Genomic DNA, 19,338 nt, shown 5'->3' with positions numbered 1-19,338 from the left:
TATGAGATTCGTATATATCACCTGCAATGTCAGTATGCTGGAGCAGATGGAGTCGCTCCTGCGGGAACTGGAGATAAGCGTCTACCAAGTCATCCCGAAGGCTCTTGCCGAGAGCAACTTCGACATCCCGCACAAGGATACCGCCGTGTGGCCAGGCTTCAACGCTTGTCTACTGGTACAGGAGGCAGACACCTCCAAGGGGGACGCACTCCTAGAGCGTATCCGAGAGATGAATGCTCAGGCGTACAATAACAGCGAGCTGGTCGCTGCGTACCTCTGGTCTGTTGATACCTACGTAGCGCCCGAATCCATCATGTCCGTGCAGGAGCGTGACCCATTAAGTGGAGCTTAAGCTTCATTTAGTATGTGATTAGAGAGGATGCGTCAGAGTCGTTGGTGCTTTGGCGCATCTTCGTTTTTGTGCGCTTCAGTACTGCGAGGATTTTCATAGGCATGAAAATGGAGTTTCTCCCGTATGAAAATGGAGTTTCCTACCGAGGACAATGGAGTTTCCTACCGAGGAAACTGGAATTTCCCAGGGAGAAACGGAGAAATTCATCGGAACTTTGATTTCATTCTTCCGAAGTTTCATTTCATTCTTCCGAACTTTTATTTCCCGGTTCCGTGAGGGATTTTCGTTTCTTCGTAAGCTATTGGGAAATTCCTCGTGAGCTTTTTGTATCTTTACGGAGCAATCGAAAAACAAGAAAACGTTATTATGGCAAATATCAAAGAGTATATAGCGGAGCATGAGGACCGCTTTCACGAGGACCTGTATGGTCTCGTGCGTATCCCGTCGATCAGCGCACAGAGCGAGCACAAGGCTGATATGCAGCGTGCTGCCGAGTATCTGCGTGACCACCTGCTCTCGCTAGGCGTGCAGGAGGCGGAGGTGATGCCTTCGGAGGGCAACCCCATCGTCTTCGGACACTATAAGCAGCCTGGAGCGACGAAGACGATCCTCGTATACGGTCACTATGACGTGATGCCCGTGGAGCCTCTGGAGTTGTGGGAGAGCCAGCCTTTCGAACCTGAGATACGCGATGGCCGCATCTACGCTCGTGGCGCTAATGACGACAAGGGTCAGATCATGATCCAGCTCAAAGGCTTCGAGACCGCTAAGGCACTGGGCTTGGTCGGGGTCAATGTGAAGTTTATCTTCGAGGGTGAGGAGGAGATTGGCTCAGGGAGCTTGTCGCCTTTCTGCCGTGAGCACAAGGATCTGCTGGCTGCAGACGTGATCCTCGTCTCTGACACGACGATGCTGAGCGAGGAGACACCGAGCATTACGGCTGGTCTGCGTGGTCTCGCCTACTGGCAGGTGGAGGTGACGGGTCCCAATAGGGATCTGCACTCGGGTCACTTCGGAGGTGCTGTCGCTAACCCAATCAATGAGCTATGCAAGATCATTGCTCAGCTCGTAGACGACAAGGGACGTATCACGGTACCAGGCTTCTACGACAAGGTGCTACCACTCTCTGACGAGGAGCGTGCGATGATCCGCAAGGTGCCCTTCTCCGAGGAGGATTACTGCCGTGCGCTAGACATTCGTGAGACACAAGGCGAGGAGGGCTACATCACGCTGGAGCGGAATAGTTGCCGTCCTTCCTTTGACGTGTGCGGTATATGGGGCGGTTATCAGGGCGAAGGTGCCAAGACGGTGCTCCCCTCGAAGGCTTACGCTAAGCTCTCTTGCCGTCTGGTGGCTAATCAAGATCATGAGGAGATCTCCCGCCTGATGAAGGCGTATATCGAGCAGATCGCTCCTAAGTCTGTCCATGTGAAGGTGACACCGATGCACGGCGGTGCGGGCTACTACTGTCCGCTAGACCTACCCGCTTACCAAGCAGCTGCTCAGGCGGTCGAGAAGGCTTACGGGGTGGCTCCACTAGCGATACGCAGTGGCGGTAGCATTCCGATTATTGCTGCTTTTGAGGAGATCCTCGGACTTAAGACGGTATTGATGGGCTTTGGTCTAGAGAAGGATGCGATTCACTCGCCCAATGAGAGCTTTTCGGTAAGAGTCTTTCGCAAGGGTGTCGAGGCGGTGGCTGAGTTTTACCGACTATTTAACTAAACGGGCATGAGTAGCATACTAATCAAGGAGTCGCTCATAGGAGGGGCGACGCAAGACCTTCTGATCGTGGACAATCGTATCGACAAGATCGGTACTGATCTGCTCCCGATCGATGAAGAGACGATCATCCTCGACGGCCGTGACAAGGCTGTCGTGCCAGGACTCTGCAACGGTCACACACACTGTGCCATGACGCTCTTCAGAGGGTATGGCGATGACCTGCCGTTGCAGACTTGGCTGGAGGATTACATTTGGCCGGTGGAGGCGCATATGACGGAGGAGGATATCTATGTCGGCGCTTTGCTCGGCTGTGTGGAGATGATCCAGAGCGGGACGACCTGCTTCCTCGACATGTACACAGCACCTGAGGCGACCGCTCGTGCGGTGCTGGAGACAGGCATAAGGGCGAATCTGAGCTACACGCTCTTTGACCGTGGCGATGCCGAGCGGGCACAGCTAGATCGCGACAACTGCTACCGCTATGAGCAGCTCTTTGCGAAGCTCCCTGAGCGGATCTGCTGGAGTGTGGGACCACACGCTATCTACACCGTTTCGGGCGATCAATTGCACTTTGCGAAGGAGTTTGCCGAGGAGCATGAGATCCCCATTCACCTGCACCTCTCCGAGACAGAGCGTGAGGTGAAGGACTGTATTGCCGAGCATGGCACGACGCCTGTCCGTTACCTAGAGCAGATCGATGCGCTCTCGCCTCGCTGCATCATGGCGCACAGCTTATGGCTGGACGATGAGGAGCTGGATATCCTAGCACGTCACGGATGTACGCTCGTGCACAACCCTGCGAGCAATATGAAGCTGGCCAGTGGTGGGCGCTTTCGCTATGAAGAGATGAAGGAGCGGGGCATCCCTGTGGCTATTGGTACGGACGGTTGCTCCTCGAGCAACGACCTGGACATGTACATCGCTATGCGTATGGCTTCGCTCCTGGGCAAGGTGTGGCGCTACGACCCGACAGCGGTCTGCGCTCCCGACATCTACCGCTCGGCAACGGAGGTGGGCTACGCTATGCTGGGACTCAAGGGCGGACGCATCGAGGAGGGCTATCTAGCCGACCTTTGTCTCATAGACCTTAAGGCGCCGAGCATGGTGCCTTGTCACAATCTTACTTCTAATCTCGTCTACGCAGGCTCCTCAACGATCGTCTCGACGACCATCGTGGACGGAGCGATCCTCATGCGTGACCGTGAGATCGTCGGCATGGAGCGCATCATCGAGATGGCTCGTCGCACAGCTCACGACTTACTTCACCGTAAGGGGTAAAAAACCTTTTCACTATCAAACGAACATAGACTATGGACTTTCAAAAATATCAGCAAGCAGCCGAATATATCAAGAGCAAGATATCGGCACAGCCCCGCGTGGGCATCATACTAGGTAGCGGCCTGGGCAATCTAGCCGACGAAATCGCTAACCCAACCGTCATTCCATACAGCGAAATCCCTAACTTCGCACACTCGACCGCTATCGGTCACAAGGGCAACTTCATCTCTGGCACGCTGGGCGGTGTCCCCGTGGTGGCGATGCAGGGGCGCTTTCACTACTATGAGGGCTACCCGATGGAGGTGGTCACGCTGCCAGTGCGGGTGATGAAGCTCCTCGGCATCGAGATCCTGATCGTCTCCAACGCTGCGGGCGGCATCAACCCGAACTTCCACGTGGGTGACCTGATGATCATCAGAGACCATATCAATATGCTACCCAATCCGCTCATTGGTCCTAACGATGAGAACTTTGGTGTCCGCTTCCCCGATATGACGCGTGCTTACGATCGTGAGCTGATTGCGCTCGCTGAGACCATCGCCCAGGAGCAAAAGCTGACGCTCCAGAAGGGTGTCTACGTAAGCCTCACGGGTCCTTCCTACGAGACGCCCGCAGAGTATAAGTATTGGCAGACTGTAGGCGCTGATGCGGTCGGCATGAGCACGACGCCTGAGGTGATTGTGGCTCGCCATGCGGGTATCCGCGTCTTCGGCATGTCGGTCATCACGAACGAGGGGTGGCACTTCGAGGGAGACTACACGAACGATGGCGACGAGGTGGTCGCTGCCGCCAATGCTGCCTCCAAGCGTATGGGTGCCCTCATCGCAGAGCTCATAGCCCGTGCCTAGCTCTCCGATAGACGAAGAGACGATCGCCACACAGCTTGCCGCCATACGTGCTGCGCTCCGCACACGTATGGACGGCTCTGTGGCGCAGTCGATGCGGGAGTCGGGACTGGACTACCGCTACAACTGGGGCTGGACACGAGGCTATCTCCTAGAGCTCGCTGCGCAGTACCAGCCTTCCCGACAGCTTGCCGAGGCGCTGCGGGATACCTCTGTGCGGGAGCTGCTGATCCTCTCCACGATGCTCTTCCCCCGTGAGGAGCTCACGGAGCAAGATGTGGAGGCTTTCCTAGAGAAGGCGACCAATGTGGAGCTACAAGAGCAGCTTGCCTTTAACCTCCTATCATACGTACCACTAGCCATTCGCTGGGCGGAGGAGGTTGTCACAGACCGTGCCTCTGATGAGGCGAAGCTTTACGTGGCGCTCCTGGCCATCGCAAACTATACGAAGCGACAGCCTGAGAAGCCTTTGCCCGAGAAGCTGACGGAGGTGCTGGATTCCTATGTCTCTGCCGAAGAGCTACCGATGCATTGTCGCCGTGTGGCGTACGATCTGCAGGTTACATTAGAAGAGCGCACTGCAAGTAATGAGTGATCGATACTTTATCTCGGAGGTGTCGTGGGAGGTCGCCAACAAGGTGGGCGGCATCTACACCGTCCTCTCGTCACGAGCGGGCGAAATGATGCTTCGCCACGGGGCTGAGCAGGTTCTTTTCGTCGGTCCTCGTCTTCGACCGTTGGAGGAGATGGTAGACTTTCGCGCGGAGACCTTTTGTATCACCCTGCCTGGTCACATCTCGCTACTGGGTGTAGAGCTACCGATCACGCAGGGCTACTGGCTTACGCCTGGGGGCGAAGCGCAAACGATCCTCGTGGACTACACACCGCTTGCCACAGTCCGTGATCAACTCTACTACCTCATGTGGCAGCACTATGGCATACAGTCGGACCTCGGCTATGGCGACTACGATGATTCCTGTCTCTTTGCCGTTGCTGCGGCAGCGACACTGCTTGCTGTGACCCCACAGCTCGCATTGCCTGGGAGTCAGCCGATAGCTATTTATAATGAGTGGATCACTGGCATGGGACTGCTCTATCATCGCCTGCAACAGCCCAATCTGCACTCGCTCTTCATCACCCACGCCACGACCGTCGGGCGCTCTATCTGTAGCAATGGCAAGGATCTTTACCGATACTTCGCAGGCTACCACGGAGACCAGATGGCGAGCGAACTGCATGTCGAGGCGAAGCATGCGCTAGAGAAGGCGGCCGCCCATACTGCGACCATCTTTGCGACGGTCAGCGAGGTGACCGCTCTGGAGTGTACACAGCTCTTGGAGCGTACGCCAGTGGTCTTGCCGAATGGCTTCCACGCATTGGCCACAAGTCGCTTTAAGACGAAAGCGCGTCAGCGACTAATAGACGCGGCCAGCCAGCTCTATGGCAAGACCTTTGACCCTAAGGGCACGACACTCGTTGCCACCTCGGGACGCTACGAGTATCGCAACAAAGGGATCGACCTCATCGTCAACTCGCTGGAAAGTCTACTCCAGCAGCAAGCGAAGCTTTCGTCAGATCTCATCCTTTACTTCTTCATTCCCGCTTGGGTTGCCGAGCCAAGAGCTGACCTTGCTTATCTACTAAGCGATCCCAACCCAGAGAGTAGCACGACCCCGCTAGAGTACCCTTACTTAACGCATTGGCTACACAACTTGCGGGAGGACACCCTCGCCGGACACCTCGGCGAACTCCTCCGAAGAGGAGCGACAGCGCAGCATATCTATCCGATCTTCGTGCCCACCTACCTCGATGGTCACGACGGCATCCTAGGCCTTCCTTATTATGATCTGCTGAGCGCCCTCGATCTGACGCTCTTCCCCTCGTACTATGAGCCGTGGGGCTACACGCCACTGGAGAGCATCGCTTATGGCGTGCCGACGGTTACGACCGACTTGTCTGGCTTTGGTCAGGCGATCCTAGAGTTTTATGGCGAGCCTGCTACAGACAGCCTGCAGCACGGTGTGCAGGTTATCCCACGCCGTGACCATGACGACGCCTTTGTGACGCAAGCTCTGGCAATGATCCTAGAGCAAGCTACCGCAGGGCTCCCGAAGGCATGCTACAAGCAAGCTCGGAAGACCGCCTCCCAAGCGCTCTGGACACACTATTACGACTATTATATAGAGGCTTACCGCCAGATGATGACGCTGAGCTAGTTGATCAGTCGCGTGCGACTGTCCTGATTGGTGAGGGTGCGATCCATCTCGGAGCGTGGTACCATGCTCTGAGCGAGGTAGTCAGGACGATTGGCGTAGATGTATAGGACGCTGCCTCCCTTGATCGCATCAATGATTGGGCGCGCCAGCGCACGAGGCACTGCGGGGCAACCGTAGCTACGTCCGAGACGTCCCTGTCGGATAATTTGATCATTCACATAGGCAGCACCGTGCACGACGATAGCACGAGCCCGCGCCTGATCGTTGTATCCACGCTCCAGTCCATCGAGACGTAGCGAGTAGCCGTTGCTTCCAGTGTAAGTCTCATTGGTTAGGTAGAAGCCCAGAGAGCTCTGATGTGAGTCTGGTTGATTGGAAAAAGAGGTAGCGTAGTTCTCCCCGCTACCACGTCCATGCGCACAGAGCGTAGCGTAGAGTAGCTTGCCCTGCTCCATATCGATGACAAACATGCGCTCCTGAGTCGAGGGCTTGGAGAAGTCCACAATGGTTAGCCGTGAGCGATGCTTGTTGGGAATCTGATTGTACCCCCGCACGCCTAGGCTAAAGGCCTCAAACGAAAGCCTTCCCTCCAGTCCCATCTGCTGGTAAAGCTGATTGATCTGCTGTCGCTCAGCCGAGGAGGGCACGACCGTCACACGGTGTCCCGTGGGCGGTATATCCCACAGCGATACGTCGGACCCCGCCATGTAGCTAGGTACGAGTATCATTAAGAGGATCAACCATTTGAGTGAAGGGCAGTGAAGCGTGTGCATATCTAGTAAAAGGCTCATTAACGCGCCAAAGGTACGAAAAAGAGAGCAGACTGCTAAGCTTAGCAATCTGCTCGTCAAACTGTAGATATGGTCTCTAGGACTAGCCTTGTGAGAGAGCCTCTTGTCGGACTCGAACCAACGACCCCGAGATTACAAATCACGTGCTCTACCAACTGAGCTAAAGAGGCAAAAGGGCGAGCAAACCGCATCGCGCCGCTACAACCCGCTACCCTTGCTGCGGTCAAGCCCTGGGGGATTCACAGGGAGCTGGCCGTGTGGCACTCGCCCGGACAACAAAGGTACGACAATTTTTTAAACCTGCAAGCTTTTTGGGAAGAATCTTTTTGGCCGTACATTCCACCCACTTCGCACATCATACTCAAAATACCCATACGTGGGTATTGTATATTGTAGTGTGGTTTATGAACTTTGAAGCCGAGAGGAGGAGTGTCGTCCACAATGGACCGTTTCTCCCAAACACAATAACAATATAGGCATTTAATATCATGAGATATTTAGAACTAAGCAGATGGATACGCTGCGTGGCCCTTTCTCTATTAACATCTACTTCCATAGGCCTTACAGCCATGGCTCAAAATGAGGTACACAATGAAGTCGCACTTGATGAAGTGGTCGTGACTGCTCATAGAACCCCAGAAGTGAAAAGTCAATCGGCAACGACCGTCACAATTGTAACACGTAAGGAACTAGCGGAGCTCAATAAGACTATGCCAGACATGCAGGCTATCGTAGGCTTTTTGGTCCCAGGCATGGCCTCTACTGGCAATACGACTAGTGAGCGCTCCAATACTTTGAGAGGAAGAAGTGTACTAGTGCTGATAGATGGCATCCCACAAACGACGCCTCTACGGGCCACAAGCCGTGACCTTCGGACCATCGACCCAACGGCTGTAGAGCGAATTGAGGTGATCAAAGGCGCAACCGCCCTTTATGGCAATGGAGCAAATGGTGGTATCATCAATATTGTGACGCGCAAGAACAGAAATGATAAGCCTTTCGGTGGGCAATCTTATATAGCAATGCAGGATCACTCTTTGCTTAGCAATAAGACACAGTCATTTGGCTACCGTCTCAATCAGCAGCTCTATGGCAAGGTAGGTGGTTTTGACTACCTGGTCAATGGGGTGATCGGACAGACGGGTAGCTCGGTAGATGGCGATGGCGTATACCTCTCTCCTAGATATGGGCTTGGCGACACCCGCACATACAATGCCCTAGCAAAGGTGGGCTATCAAATAAGCGAGACAGCTCGTATCGAGGGTATGTACAACTTCTTCAGGACCGTACAAAACAGTCCGCTCATCGCTAGCGGGGGCAAGTACTTGGAAAGCCCACGCATCGGGATTAAAGGTGATCAGCCAAAAGAAGCAATCCCAGAGGGGATGGCGTACAATCACAATGCCTACCTACGCTACACGCATAAAAACATATTCAGCGGGACGAACTTTGAGGCGACACTACAGGGCCGTGCAGTAAAGGTCGTGACAGACTACCGGATACATAATGAAAAGAAGCCTCGCTGGGAAGGAACTAGCGGGCAGGCAACCATTGAGGCAAAACAGATCGGAGCAAAAGCTCAGCTTGACTCCAAACTCCCTCTGAGTGAGCAGGTATTTACAAAGCTCCTGTATGGAATAGACTTCACAATGGATCGTACTGGACAGCCCCTTGTAGACGGACGTTACTGGGTGCCAGAGATGACAGCTCTTAACTTCGGACCATTTGTGCAAACCAAAACCACTATCGGCGACCTCCTCAATATCAAAGTTGGGGCAAGGTATGATCGCATCGACGTACACGTGCCAGACTATGAAGTCCTTCCAAAGAAGGCGGGCGTTGAGCGGACTAAGGTCCAAGGCGGTGTATTGCCTTACAACAACCTATCCTTAAATGGTGGTGTGACCTTGAATAGGTGGAGGGTATTCCAGCCATTTTTAGCTTACTCTCAAGGCTTCTCCATCTATGACCTAGGACGCACCCTGCGCGATGCCAAGAGTGATGTGCTGAGCAAAATAGAGACTTCGCCTGTCAAGACTCACAATGTCGAAGTAGGCTTTTACTCTACCATTAGAGGACTCTTTGGCGAGGCTTCAAGGCTAGAGACTTCTGGCGCAGTATTCTACACTTACGCAGCGCTCGGTAGTGACCTCAAAAGTGTAGATGGATTCTGGGTGGTAGATCGCTCACCCCAACGTATCCTAGGTGGAGAGCTATCAATGGATGCTACCATCAATAGACAATGGCAGACGGGCGTTGGCTTCTCAATGATGGAAGGCAAGAAGTACGTTGATGGCTCTTGGGACCATTATATGGGTGGCCAATCTATCCCTCCAATGAAGCTTACAGCATATATCAATTGCCGCCCAACGAAGCATAGCTACATACGCCTATATGGTATGTATACTGGAGCAAGGGACCGCTTTGCCGCAAACGACAAAGGCAAATATGCAGAGGGCGAAGGCAAGGTAACGCCTGTCACCTTATTGCATCTCAATGCGGGGCTTACAGTAGATAAGTTCACCTACACATTGGGTATAGAAAACTTACTCAATACCACCTACTACACGGTTCAGTCTCAATTAGTAGCAAGAGATAACGAGTATACTCATGGTAATGGTCGTGTGATCAATCTCTCCATGACTTATAGATTTTAATTACTAGGAAGACCAACTATCCTCCTTGTAGCAATTAGCGGTGCGACCTTGGATATACAAAAGTCTGAGGTCGCACCAATTACTCCTTAGGCTACAGTCTAGCATTAAATCACATAGAACTCGCTCTCTAGGTCAACTCTTTATTGTCTGGGCGGTTATATTAGTATGAATAGGCAGTTCAGCCACAACGACACATTATATATGATACGAACACTTTACTACTGCATCATTATGGGAGTACTATCAATGCTAATAGGGTCATGCCGTGTAGCAAGGGAGATCAAATCGGTAGATGCAGCCACCTTCAAAGCGGAAGTAAGTAGCGCCACCGTACAGCTACTTGATGTACGCACAGCAGATGAATTTGCCAAAGGGCATCTCGAGAAGTCCATCAATATAGATGTGCACGAGTCACACTTCACTGAAATGGTCAAAGAGAGATTTGACAAAAGCCAGCCCATATACCTCTATTGTCGGTCTGGCAAGAGAAGCATGATGGCGGCTCAGGCACTAGCAAAGGAAGGCTACCAAATCGTCAATCTCAAAGATGGATTCCTCGGCTGGTTGGATGCTGGCTATCCTGCTCAAGAGTAGCCCTGCTCTCTCCATTGTAATTGATCATTATAAAAGAGAGCGTACGAGCCTTATTGAGACGCGCCCACCGCACACTGATCTAGGGCAAAGCGAAATATCCGTATCTTTGTAAGCGCACAGAAAAAAGAGTGTGCGGTATAGCTTTACAGAAGATTTCTCCTCCTCCATGACTACAGATCAAGATACGACCACCGCTTTGCCCCACCTGAAGGTTATCTACACCGGCGGGACCATCGGCATGGTACAAGATATAGAGACGGGTGCGCTCAAGGCCTTTCAGTTTGACTATCTACGGGAGCATGTGCCCGAGCTGGATCAGCTCCACTGCACCTTTGACATAGAGCAATGCGATCCTCCTATAGACTCTTCGGCGATCACACCCGACCTATGGGTTTGGCTGGGTGAGATGATACAGCGGGAGATGGAGGCGTATGATGGCTTTGTCATCCTTCATGGCACCGACACGATGGCCTACACGGCCTCTGCGCTGAGCTTTATGCTACAGGGACTTGACAAGCCTGTCATCTTGACGGGTTCGCAGCTACCCATAGGGCGACTGCGGACGGATGGTAAGGAGAATCTCATCACAGCCTTTGAGATTGCCTTGGCGAGACGTGCTGACGGCTCACCGATGATTCCCGAGGTGGCCGTTTACTTTGAGGACTACCTCTACCGTGGCAACCGCACGCTCAAGTATAGTGCCGAGCACTTTGAAGCGTTTGCCTCACCAAACTATCCGCACCTAGCCTTCGCTGGGATTGATATCAAGTATAGTCCGAGTGTCATAGGCTTTGAGGAGCCTGACTTATCGCAAGCGTGGCGACCAGCCTTCGATGGGCATGTGGTCGTGCTCAAGCTGTTTCCTGGTCTATCGGCCTCGCTCCTAGATCATATCCTCCGCATGCCAGACCTTAGAGGGGTGGTGCTAGAAACCTTCGGCAGTGGCAATGCGCCAACGGACGAAGCTTTCCTCTCTGCCATCAAAGGGGCTGTAGCTCGTGGCATCACGATCGTCAATGTGACGCAGTGCTACTCTGGGTCTGTCGTCATGGGACGCTACGAGACGGGCAATGTGCTCAGTCAGACGGGTGTCATAGGTGGTGGCGATATGACTACTGAGAGTGCCACGACGAAGCTGATGTACCTCCTAGCGCAGGATCTATCTCAAGCGGAGGTGGCGCGTCTGATGCAAGTCTCTCTGCGTGGCGAGCTGACGATATGATACGCTTTATGAGCCTGGCGAGTGGTAGCACGGGCAACTGCTACTACCTCGAGCATGACGGGCAGGGTCTCCTCATAGATGCGGGTATAGCACTCTATGATATCAAGGCTGGACTAGAACAAGCGTCGCTCTCTATAGAGCACGATGTGCAGGCGATCCTCCTGACGCACAATCATGCCGACCATGCGCGTACTGTGGGTAAACTGGCGAATCGCTACCAGCTGCCAGTCTATGCGACGCTGCCTGTGCAGTGTGGTCTGGATCATATGAGAGGTATGGAGCGCATTCAGCACGATAGGCGCTATGCGATCGAGCCTGAGGTGCCCTTTGAACTGATTGGACTGGTGGTGACCCCTTTCTCTGTGCCACACGATAGTGCTGACAATGTGGGGTACCATATCTCTTCGGAGGATGGCTTTTCTTTTACACTAGCGACAGACATAGGGCACCTGACCCCTACGATAGAGCGCTACGCTAGTATGGCGCATCATCTGGTGCTGGAGTCAAACTACGATACCGAGATGCTACGGATCGGCAAGTACCCGCCCTTTCTCAAGAAGCGGATCAGTGGCCCGCTCGGGCATCTGAGCAATGCTGAGTCGGTGGAGTTCCTCTGTCGTATCTGGAAGCCTACGATGCGCAATGTCTTCCTCTGCCACCTGAGCAAGGAGAATAACCACCCGGAGCTGGTGCGCAAGACTTTCGACATTCGTCTCTTCGCTGAGGGGATCCGTGTCGGCAAGGATGTCTACGTCACCCCCTTGCAGCGGAATCACTGTAGCCCTATGTATCTGCTAGAGACTTAAGTGTCTAGTCTTAAGAATCTTTGATTGGATTTGGCATGCAGCCCGTATAGAGCCACGGAGGAAATAGTAAATCTCCCCGTGGCTGTTTTTTATCCTCCACGGAGGAACAAAAAAAATATCGGAACTTCGAAATCTTTCTTCCGAAGTTTCATTTCATTCTTCCGAACTTTTATTTCCCGGTTCCGTGAGGATTTTTTGATTTCTATAGGGCTATTGGGAATTTTCTAGGGAGGAAAGAGATTAGAGGTTAGAAGTTAGAGATTAGAAATTAGAGGTTAGAGTGATCGGTGACGAGTGCTCCAATCTCTAGGGTCCTTGTCCGTTGTCGGCAGAAAAAAGAGTCTCCACCTGGCAAGCGCCAAGTGGAGACTCTATGATTACTGTGCTGTGCTAGTGGCTTACGCAGCTAGCGTGTGACGCACTACTTGAGACTGTTGACTTTTGCAACAGTCTCTACTTGTATATCTGGCTGAGGATCTCGTCGATCTGCTCTCCGCGTAGGTCACGCTGCATGATGACGCCATCAGGCCCTATGAGCATAATCTGTGGGATGCCCATGATGCCGTACAGTGAGGTGGCGTGATTATTCTGATCGTCGTAGATCTGTGGGTAGGGGATCTGTAGCTCCTTGACTGCTTGTAGGTGAACATCGTGGCTATCCTCCCATACGCCGACACCGAGTACGAGTAGACCCTTGTCCTTGTACTTCTTGTGCATCTCGATGAGCGTGGGGATCTCGCGACGGCAGGGACCACACCAAGAGGCCCAGAAGTCCACGAGCGCATACTGTCCCTGACCGACGTAGTCCGAGAGCTTGACCCGCTCACCATCTGTGGTGATACCCTCAAAGTCTGCAAAGGACTTGCCTGGCTTGGTGTTGATCATCCCTTGGATCATCTCCGTTAGCGTTGTATAGGCGGGGAGTCGCTTGACGTTTTCGCCCATCTCCTCAAGAGGTTTCTGAAACTCGGAGAGGTCGTCAAAGAGGTACATAGCGTACTGTATGGCGCGGAGTACGAGGGGGTTGTTCTTTTGCTCTGCGACGTACTTACGGATTATCTTCTGACCAGCAGCCTGATCGATGGAGTCGGCCTGCATGATCACCTGGATGTCTTGCTCGAAAGCGTTGCTGGCATCGTTGGCGGGAGAGCCACTGATGCGTCCGTCGCTGAGGTTGTAGTCTAGAGAGGTTTCCTCGTAGACAAACTGAGCGTTGAGCGGTGTGCCCTCGCAAGAGAGGAGGTAGAGGTAGCCCTTCTTGAGCTTGTCCAGCGAGAGGCTAGCAACGGTGTCGCGGATGACGATGCTGTCGATGGGCGTCTTGGTGGTGTCAGTCTCATCGTAGAGATAAGCTGTCATACCAGATAGGTTGCCCTCGAGGCCATGGAGCTGTAGCGTATTCTTCTTGCCGCGATTACAGCTACTCAGTATTAGGAGCGAGCCTAGTACGACCAGTAGAGAGGAGAGGGATATGATTCGTTTCATACGGTGTGATGTTTGTTGATGATGATATAAATCGGTTGGAAGGTGAGGGGCACTTGCCCCGTTTTGTCTGCAAAGGTAGTAATATATTCTTTTGTAAAGCGTCGGAGCTGATTAGGGGTGCGTATCTGCTGTGGCGCATTTGGCAACTGTGCGGTGCCTGTATGGTGGAGGTGCTGTAGCACAGCTAGAGGATCGGCAAAGGGGATGACTAGTCGCTCTGTATGAATCTCATAGGGATAGCCTAGCTCCTGGAGGGTGCAGTGCCAGGTGGCGAGCGAGGGGTAGCGTAGTCCTTGACCTGTGAGCTGGCGTATCTCGAGGAGGTTGTCAGGACCGAAGGTACTGATGGCTATCGTCGCCTCACCTGAGAGCTCGCGGACGATGCGCTGCAAGTAGGCACAGGGATCGGACAGCCACTGTATGGCACTACTGGAGACAAAGAGGTCAATGCCGAGCCCCTCCAGTGAGAGCTCGGAAGCATCACCCACTCGCATCTCGGGGTATGGGTCTCTCAGGCGAGGTACCTGCGCTAGGAGTGCTGGGGATAGGTCGGAAAGCGTCCAGTGGTCTACCTCGAGGAGCTGATCTATACGCTCTGTCAGCAGTCCTGAGCCTGTGCCCATCTCGAAGGCGTGTGCGAAGTGACGCTCTGCCTGAGGAAGATGCTCCTTGATCAACTGAACGAGTCGATCGATGACGAGTCGCTGTGGCTCTGCAGCTTCGTTGTAATGCGAAGCAGCACGGTCGAACTGATGAGCGAGAGAGGTCATAGGCACAGATGAGTGGTAAAGCTCGTTGGGTTTCGTCGGGTTACTCGAGGCACTCCCACAGCTCCCGCCACGAGTGCCACAGATCAAAGAGGTAGTGGTACCCATCGGGGAGTAGCTTAGTGGGTACATGCAGAGCCTGCCATAGGGTGGAGAGATTGATCGCTGGAAAGATCTGATCGTGCGCTCCGATGATGGCTAGATCCCAAGCTAGGCGGGAGTGGGGCTTCGTCTCGGGTTCTTCGGTGGCAGTGATGCTGTCGTAGACCGCTTGCAATTCGTCACGAAGCTCTGCGGTGGGGCGCTCGGAGAGGATTTCGTAGAGCTGCTTATATCGCTTGCCCCCACACATACGGCGGTTGAAGCGCTGGCGGTTTTCATCGGTTAGTCCTTCCAGTGTCCCTATAAAGATTGCTTTGGGTATACCCCACAGGTCGTGCATGGGATAGGGAGAACCAGCGACTGCTATGAGGCGTCGTACGGAGGGGAGTGCAGACCAGTGCGGTAGAACCTGCTCGGCAGCCCAGACACCTAGCGACCAAGCTACGATGGTGACCGTCTGGTAGGAGCTCCAGGGTAAGTCTGCAAGGTCGTCGCTCAGCTCGAGGGTGCGGTAGTCGTACAGCGAGAGTAGGTCACACTGATCTGGTAAGGTCAGGTGAGAGACTGTGTCAGGTGTCATGCCCCATCCGCAGAAGTATAGGATGAGTTGGCGGGAGGGACCTTGGTCACTGTTTCGCTGGAAGGTATACTGCATAGGACCTAGGCAAGATGCGTTAGGATGATTTGGCAGAGCTGCCTGACCTCAGCGGTGGTGAGTCCAGCGGTCAGTGAGATCCTCAGTCGCTCTGAGCCGACTGGTACGGTCGGAGACATGATGGGGCGGATGAAGTACCCCTCCTCGTGGAGCGCCTGTGCGACGGCTCTAGCTCGCTCACGACTCCCGCAGAGGAGCGGTATGATGTGGCTGTGAGGGGTGGGGAGGAGTTGCGCTGGTAGTGAGGCTAGCTCGTCGGTGAGTAGTTGCTGTAGCTTAGCTAGGTGCGCTCTGCGCTGCGTGAATGTGGGGAGCGCTTGCCAGACAGCTAGTACCCACTGGATGATGAGCGGGGGCAGCATGGTCGAGTAGATGAGGCTCCGTGAGCGGGTGATGAGTAGTGTGCGTACAGCCTCGGAGCAGGCTACATAAGCTCCCATAGATCCGAGTGCCTTGCCGAAGGTACCGACCAAGAGGTCGATCTCGGACAGCAAGCCTAGCTCTTCGCACAGCCCATAGCCATGCGCTCCACGGACACCGATGGCGTGCGCTTCGTCTATATAGAGAGCCACCTTGGGGTATTGCTGCTTGAGCGCCACAAGCTCTTGTAGTGGAGCCAGATCACCGTCCATGCTGTAGATGCTCTCCGCCATGACGATGATATGCTGGCAACTCTCGGCGCTGTGATGCTTCTCGATGAGACGCTGGAGCTGTGCTACATCGTTGTGGCGAAAGCGCTCGAAGGGCAAGCCCGAGAGCCGTAACCCGTCGATCATACTGGCATGGATCAGTTTGTCTGCTATCACCACCAAGCCTGGGAGCTTGAGCGCTGGTAGGATGCCTACGTTGGCGTGGTAGCCACTGTTAAAGAGCAAGGCTGTCTCGTGCTGTAGTGACTTAGCGATGAGCTCCTCTAGCTGGTGCATCACAGCCCGATCTCCCGAGAGCAAGCGCGAGGAGGTAGAGCCTAGATCTCCCGCAGAGAGCGCCTGTAGGCTATTGGTCAGGTCAGCTTCATCGGCAAAGTGACAGCTAGCGTCGTGGAGAGCTAGGTAGTCGTTGCTGTTGAGGTTGATGAGTGGCTGGGGGTGCGCATCGTCGAGCGCTGCGTAGCGACCTCTCTCTAGAGGCTCAATAGGGGTGAGCGTGCGGAGCGCCTGCTCGTCACGTAGCGTGGCGAGGATCTGCTCTATATGTGACTCAAAGTGAGACATAAGCCTTAGCTTAGGATTTACAATTATTGCTGGGAGGGGGCTGTAGTGCTTAGCCTATGGGCGATTCGTCCTACAGGTTTGAGTCATTTGTTGTGTAGCTCTTATCTAAGGACTGTTGGGTCGCTTGCTGATTACAGCCCGCTAGTGAGTGCACCACAGGTCACGCTTCGTGGGCATTCTCTCTACCTTTGCACTGTCTATTACGGGTGCGTTCGTGTGAGCCTACTTTGATAGACTCTCTATCCTTATGAATAGACCTACACAGGATCTAGTAGCACGACGAGTGCCAACGCTAGATACTGTGTAGGTCCAGAATAGTCAGACGCATGAACCTATTTGAGTCGTCATGCGTGGCGACGGAGCGTCGCGTAGATTACTTCTTCTCAGCAGGAGCTACCTCTAGGAGTTTTATATCAAAGATGAGCGTAGAGAATGGCTCAATAGAAGATCCACTGCCATTGGCACCGTAAGCTAGGTCGTAAGGAATGTAAGCGGTAATCTGGTCGCCTACTTTCATCAGCTTGAGTAGCTCTGTCCAGCCAGGGATGACTTGGTTGATACTAAGCTCAACTGGCTCCTCGCTCTTGTCAAACTCGGTGCCGTCGATGAGCGTACCACGGTAAGTGACCTTGACCTTGTCACCATCTACAGGAGACTTGCCTGTACCCTTGCTAGCATAGCGATAAGCGATACCAGACTTTGTGGTGATGACACCCTCTTGCTTGGAGAACTCAGCGATGGCCTTCTTGCCAGCCTCAATGTTCTTACCAAACTTCTCCTTGTTTTCGATCTCCTGCTTCTTCTGGTAGTAGTTCTGTACGTAGGTGTAAGCAGCCTCTTGATCCATACCTAGCTTGGTCGTGTCGCCCTTGAGCGCAGCCTCTAGGTACTCTGTGAAGAGCTTGACGTCAATGCCCTCCTTCACAAGGCTCATAGCGGTCTGGACACCCTGGATCTGTCCAGCGTAGTAAGAGAACTTGGTGGTGTCAGTGATACCCTTCTTGAAGCCCTTGAGGAACTCCATGGAGTCTACTGGCATGCCCTGCATAGCCATCATCATAAACTGCTGAGCAAGCTGCTGACCAGTCATATAACCCTGGATCATAGCTACACTATCGCTCATGGCTGATAGTTCATCGTTTGTTTCACTCTTCTGAGCTGTCTTGTTGCAGCTAGCAAAGGCACAGACCATTGCAACCACTGCGAGGAGTGAGAGAATTGATTTCTTCATTGTAAGTTGTATTTAGGATATTTGTTTGCGTTATAGTGTCTTGATTACTTTTCAGTCGGGGTGGCAAGGGGTATAGGCTGACCCTTGATTACCTCCAGTAGCTCAATCTCGAAGATGAGCGTAGCATTGGGCGGAATCAGTCTCCCTGCACCACGCTCGCCGTAGGCTAGACGTGCTGGGATGTAGAGCTTAGCCTTGCTACCCTGTGGTAGTAGGCATAGACCCTCGGTCCAACCAGGGATCACCTGTAGAAGACCAAACTTAGCAGGCTCGCCACGATCCACGGAGCTGTCGAACTTAGTGCCATCGATGAGCGTACCCGTGTAGTGTACACGGACTGTGTCCTCGACCGTAGGACGGGGACCCTTGCCCTCCTTGATGATCTCATACTGTAGTCCGCTTTGGGTCGTCTTGACTCCAGGGCGCTCACCATTGCTCTTGAGGAATGCTTCGTTTCGCTCCTTTGTCTCCTGTGCCATCTGCTCTTCTAGCTTCTGAAAGTAGGTAGAGAGAAAGGCTTGCGCCTCCTCATTGGTCATGACGGTGGGCTGCTCTAGAAAAGCTGCCGTAAAGCCAGCTAGGAGTAACTCCTTATTGATAGGATTTCCAGGCATTTGAGTCAAGTTCTGTCCAAAGCCTACACCATTTGCTACGCCAAGTGCGTAGGCTGCCGTATCAGCTGAGGATATGAGACGTGGAGGCTCGGCTGCCGAGAGTGCGCCTACGCTCACGAGTAGCGTCAGCGCAACGGTTAGGATGCGATGTGTCATAAGTCTTTAGTGTGTCTATACGATGTCTAGTAGCTCGATCTCGAAGATGAGCGTCATATTGGGTCGGATTACGTCGCCAGCGCCACGGCTCCCGTAAGCTAGCTCCGAGGGAATCACGACGCGCCACTTACTGCCTACGGGCATCAGCTGTAGGATCTCCGTCCAGCCAGGGATGACCGCATTGAGGGGAAACTCGGCGGGCTCGCCTCGCTCTACGGAACTGTCGAAGACAACCCCATTGATGAGCGTGCCGTGGTAGTGTACACGTACCTTGTCGGTAGCTTTAGGCTTAGCGCCCTTGCCCTCCTTAATAATCTCGTATTGTAGTCCACTAGGGAGCGTCACGACACCACTCTTGTGGCGCATGATCTCTTGGTACTCCTTGCCAGCAGCTGCGTTGAGCTCTGCTTCTTCTTGCTGTAGGCGCGTGAACAGTTGGTTGATCACCTCACGAGCTCGCTCGTTGGTCAGCTGAGGCTCACGCTCTGCGAGAGCATCTTGGAGACCTGCGATGAAGTCTTCGGAGGTAATAGCCTTGATTCCGGACGCTTTGAAGTTCTGTCCGATGCTTAGTCCTAGCGCATAGCTTACTTCGTCTTGTGGCATAGGGGGAATGTTCAGTCTTTGA

General features: G+C 53.5%; 18 protein-coding genes and 1 tRNA gene. 10 read left to right on the top strand and 9 right to left on the bottom strand.

What is annotated here, in order from left to right:
- Nucleotide 1: 1 nt before the first annotated feature.
- The 6 genes from PORUE0001_RS04615 (at nucleotide 2) to PORUE0001_RS04590 (ending at nucleotide 6,416) form a co-directional block, all read left to right on the top strand.
- Nucleotides 2–352, top strand: coding sequence for a PG0541 family transporter-associated protein (locus PORUE0001_RS04615; RefSeq protein WP_039865601.1), 351 nt, complete (start codon nucleotides 2–4; stop codon nucleotides 350–352).
- Between the two features lie 366 nt (nucleotides 353–718).
- Complete coding sequence (locus PORUE0001_RS04610; protein WP_007365309.1) at nucleotides 719–2,077, top strand: dipeptidase; 1,359 nt, start codon at nucleotides 719–721, stop codon at nucleotides 2,075–2,077.
- A gap of 6 nt (nucleotides 2,078–2,083) precedes the next feature.
- On the top strand, nucleotides 2,084–3,355 hold the full coding sequence (locus PORUE0001_RS04605; RefSeq protein WP_007365288.1) for an amidohydrolase family protein: 1,272 nt from the start codon (nucleotides 2,084–2,086) through the stop codon (nucleotides 3,353–3,355).
- Between the two features lie 32 nt (nucleotides 3,356–3,387).
- Nucleotides 3,388–4,203: a purine nucleoside phosphorylase I, inosine and guanosine-specific gene (locus PORUE0001_RS04600; RefSeq protein ID WP_007365271.1), complete on the top strand. Its 816-nt coding sequence runs from the start codon at nucleotides 3,388–3,390 to the stop codon at nucleotides 4,201–4,203.
- Nucleotides 4,196–4,795: a hypothetical protein gene (locus PORUE0001_RS04595; protein WP_007365295.1), complete on the top strand. Its 600-nt coding sequence runs from the start codon at nucleotides 4,196–4,198 to the stop codon at nucleotides 4,793–4,795. The genes PORUE0001_RS04600 and PORUE0001_RS04595 overlap by 8 nt, the downstream gene beginning before the upstream one ends.
- Nucleotides 4,788–6,416 (top strand): glycosyltransferase, encoded by a 1,629-nt coding sequence (locus tag PORUE0001_RS04590; protein WP_007365304.1) that lies wholly within the window; start codon nucleotides 4,788–4,790, stop codon nucleotides 6,414–6,416. Before PORUE0001_RS04595 ends, PORUE0001_RS04590 begins: the two co-directional genes overlap by 8 nt.
- Here PORUE0001_RS04590 and PORUE0001_RS04585 read toward each other — a convergent pair.
- Together PORUE0001_RS04585 and PORUE0001_RS04580 are read right to left on the bottom strand one after the other, a co-directional pair.
- Nucleotides 6,413–7,189, bottom strand: a complete 777-nt coding sequence (locus PORUE0001_RS04585; protein ID WP_039865600.1) for a murein L,D-transpeptidase catalytic domain family protein — start codon at nucleotides 7,187–7,189, stop codon at nucleotides 6,413–6,415. The genes PORUE0001_RS04590 and PORUE0001_RS04585 overlap by 4 nt on opposite strands.
- A 115-nt stretch (nucleotides 7,190–7,304) precedes the next feature.
- Nucleotides 7,305–7,377, bottom strand: a tRNA-Thr gene (locus PORUE0001_RS04580).
- A 318-nt stretch (nucleotides 7,378–7,695) separates the two neighbouring features.
- On the opposite strand from PORUE0001_RS04580, the gene PORUE0001_RS04575 reads away from it, so the two are divergent.
- From PORUE0001_RS04575 to PORUE0001_RS04560, 4 genes are all read left to right on the top strand, one after another.
- Nucleotides 7,696–9,864, top strand: a complete 2,169-nt coding sequence (locus PORUE0001_RS04575) for a TonB-dependent receptor (protein WP_007365228.1) — start codon at nucleotides 7,696–7,698, stop codon at nucleotides 9,862–9,864.
- A 201-nt stretch (nucleotides 9,865–10,065) separates the two neighbouring features.
- On the top strand, nucleotides 10,066–10,458 hold the full coding sequence (locus PORUE0001_RS04570; RefSeq protein WP_050771559.1) for a rhodanese-like domain-containing protein: 393 nt from the start codon (nucleotides 10,066–10,068) through the stop codon (nucleotides 10,456–10,458).
- Nucleotides 10,459–10,624: 166 nt separating this feature from the next.
- Nucleotides 10,625–11,680: an asparaginase gene (locus PORUE0001_RS04565; protein WP_007365209.1), complete on the top strand. Its 1,056-nt coding sequence runs from the start codon at nucleotides 10,625–10,627 to the stop codon at nucleotides 11,678–11,680.
- Nucleotides 11,677–12,486 (top strand): MBL fold metallo-hydrolase, encoded by an 810-nt coding sequence (locus PORUE0001_RS04560; protein WP_007365203.1) that lies wholly within the window; start codon nucleotides 11,677–11,679, stop codon nucleotides 12,484–12,486. Before PORUE0001_RS04565 ends, PORUE0001_RS04560 begins: the two co-directional genes overlap by 4 nt.
- A 453-nt stretch (nucleotides 12,487–12,939) precedes the next feature.
- Here the strand turns inward: PORUE0001_RS04560 and PORUE0001_RS04555 are convergent, their stop codons facing one another.
- The 7 genes from PORUE0001_RS04555 to PORUE0001_RS04525 all read right to left on the bottom strand — a co-directional run bounded on the left by PORUE0001_RS04555 (nucleotide 12,940) and on the right by PORUE0001_RS04525 (nucleotide 19,316).
- The gene (locus PORUE0001_RS04555; protein WP_007365231.1) at nucleotides 12,940–13,971 is read right to left on the bottom strand and encodes a TlpA disulfide reductase family protein; all 1,032 of its coding nucleotides are present in this window, start codon (nucleotides 13,969–13,971) and stop codon (nucleotides 12,940–12,942) included.
- Entirely contained in the window at nucleotides 13,968–14,846 is an 879-nt protein-coding gene (locus PORUE0001_RS04550; RefSeq protein WP_232501416.1) for a methyltransferase domain-containing protein, read from the bottom strand. The genes PORUE0001_RS04555 and PORUE0001_RS04550 overlap by 4 nt, the downstream gene beginning before the upstream one ends.
- Nucleotides 14,782–15,495, bottom strand: coding sequence for a DUF452 family protein (locus PORUE0001_RS04545; RefSeq protein WP_007365305.1), 714 nt, complete (start codon nucleotides 15,493–15,495; stop codon nucleotides 14,782–14,784). The genes PORUE0001_RS04550 and PORUE0001_RS04545 overlap by 65 nt, the downstream gene beginning before the upstream one ends.
- Nucleotides 15,496–15,500: 5 nt before the next feature.
- Nucleotides 15,501–16,709 (bottom strand): aminotransferase class I/II-fold pyridoxal phosphate-dependent enzyme, encoded by a 1,209-nt coding sequence (locus PORUE0001_RS04540; protein ID WP_007365277.1) that lies wholly within the window; start codon nucleotides 16,707–16,709, stop codon nucleotides 15,501–15,503.
- 373 nt (nucleotides 16,710–17,082) lie between these two features.
- Nucleotides 17,083–17,940: an FKBP-type peptidyl-prolyl cis-trans isomerase gene (locus PORUE0001_RS04535; RefSeq protein ID WP_039865599.1), complete on the bottom strand. Its 858-nt coding sequence runs from the start codon at nucleotides 17,938–17,940 to the stop codon at nucleotides 17,083–17,085.
- A gap of 44 nt (nucleotides 17,941–17,984) precedes the next feature.
- Entirely contained in the window at nucleotides 17,985–18,710 is a 726-nt protein-coding gene (locus tag PORUE0001_RS04530) for an FKBP-type peptidyl-prolyl cis-trans isomerase (RefSeq protein WP_007365293.1), read from the bottom strand.
- A gap of 15 nt (nucleotides 18,711–18,725) precedes the next feature.
- On the bottom strand, nucleotides 18,726–19,316 hold the full coding sequence (locus PORUE0001_RS04525) for an FKBP-type peptidyl-prolyl cis-trans isomerase (RefSeq protein ID WP_007365230.1): 591 nt from the start codon (nucleotides 19,314–19,316) through the stop codon (nucleotides 18,726–18,728).
- Nucleotides 19,317–19,338 lie beyond the last annotated feature (22 nt).

The organism is Porphyromonas uenonis 60-3, from assembly GCF_000174775.1.
Lineage (GTDB): Bacteria > Bacteroidota > Bacteroidia > Bacteroidales > Porphyromonadaceae > Porphyromonas > Porphyromonas uenonis_A.
The sequence above is the reverse complement of the archived record's forward strand: the minus strand, read 5'-3'. Positions and strand labels throughout refer to the sequence as shown.

Excerpts from the sequence above, each read along its gene's own strand:
- PORUE0001_RS04615 (WP_039865601.1), top strand. The coding sequence starts at position 2 with ATGAGATTCGTATATATCACCTGCAATGTCAGTATGCTGGAGCAGATG.
- PORUE0001_RS04610 (WP_007365309.1), top strand. The coding sequence starts at position 719 with ATGGCAAATATCAAAGAGTATATAGCGGAGCATGAGGACCGCTTTCAC.
- PORUE0001_RS04605 (WP_007365288.1), top strand. The coding sequence starts at position 2,084 with ATGAGTAGCATACTAATCAAGGAGTCGCTCATAGGAGGGGCGACGCAA.
- PORUE0001_RS04600 (WP_007365271.1), top strand. The coding sequence starts at position 3,388 with ATGGACTTTCAAAAATATCAGCAAGCAGCCGAATATATCAAGAGCAAG.
- PORUE0001_RS04590 (WP_007365304.1), top strand. The coding sequence starts at position 4,788 with ATGAGTGATCGATACTTTATCTCGGAGGTGTCGTGGGAGGTCGCCAAC.
- PORUE0001_RS04585 (WP_039865600.1), bottom strand. The coding sequence starts at position 7,189 with ATGCACACGCTTCACTGCCCTTCACTCAAATGGTTGATCCTCTTAATG.
- PORUE0001_RS04575 (WP_007365228.1), top strand. The coding sequence starts at position 7,696 with ATGAGATATTTAGAACTAAGCAGATGGATACGCTGCGTGGCCCTTTCT.
- PORUE0001_RS04570 (WP_050771559.1), top strand. The coding sequence starts at position 10,066 with ATGATACGAACACTTTACTACTGCATCATTATGGGAGTACTATCAATG.
- PORUE0001_RS04565 (WP_007365209.1), top strand. The coding sequence starts at position 10,625 with ATGACTACAGATCAAGATACGACCACCGCTTTGCCCCACCTGAAGGTT.
- PORUE0001_RS04560 (WP_007365203.1), top strand. The coding sequence starts at position 11,677 with ATGATACGCTTTATGAGCCTGGCGAGTGGTAGCACGGGCAACTGCTAC.
- PORUE0001_RS04555 (WP_007365231.1), bottom strand. The coding sequence starts at position 13,971 with ATGAAACGAATCATATCCCTCTCCTCTCTACTGGTCGTACTAGGCTCG.
- PORUE0001_RS04550 (WP_232501416.1), bottom strand. The coding sequence starts at position 14,846 with ATGGGTACCACTACCTCTTTGATCTGTGGCACTCGTGGCGGGAGCTGT.
- PORUE0001_RS04545 (WP_007365305.1), bottom strand. The coding sequence starts at position 15,495 with ATGCAGTATACCTTCCAGCGAAACAGTGACCAAGGTCCCTCCCGCCAA.
- PORUE0001_RS04540 (WP_007365277.1), bottom strand. The coding sequence starts at position 16,709 with ATGTCTCACTTTGAGTCACATATAGAGCAGATCCTCGCCACGCTACGT.
- PORUE0001_RS04535 (WP_039865599.1), bottom strand. The coding sequence starts at position 17,940 with ATGAAGAAATCAATTCTCTCACTCCTCGCAGTGGTTGCAATGGTCTGT.
- PORUE0001_RS04530 (WP_007365293.1), bottom strand. The coding sequence starts at position 18,710 with ATGACACATCGCATCCTAACCGTTGCGCTGACGCTACTCGTGAGCGTA.
- PORUE0001_RS04525 (WP_007365230.1), bottom strand. The coding sequence starts at position 19,316 with ATGCCACAAGACGAAGTAAGCTATGCGCTAGGACTAAGCATCGGACAG.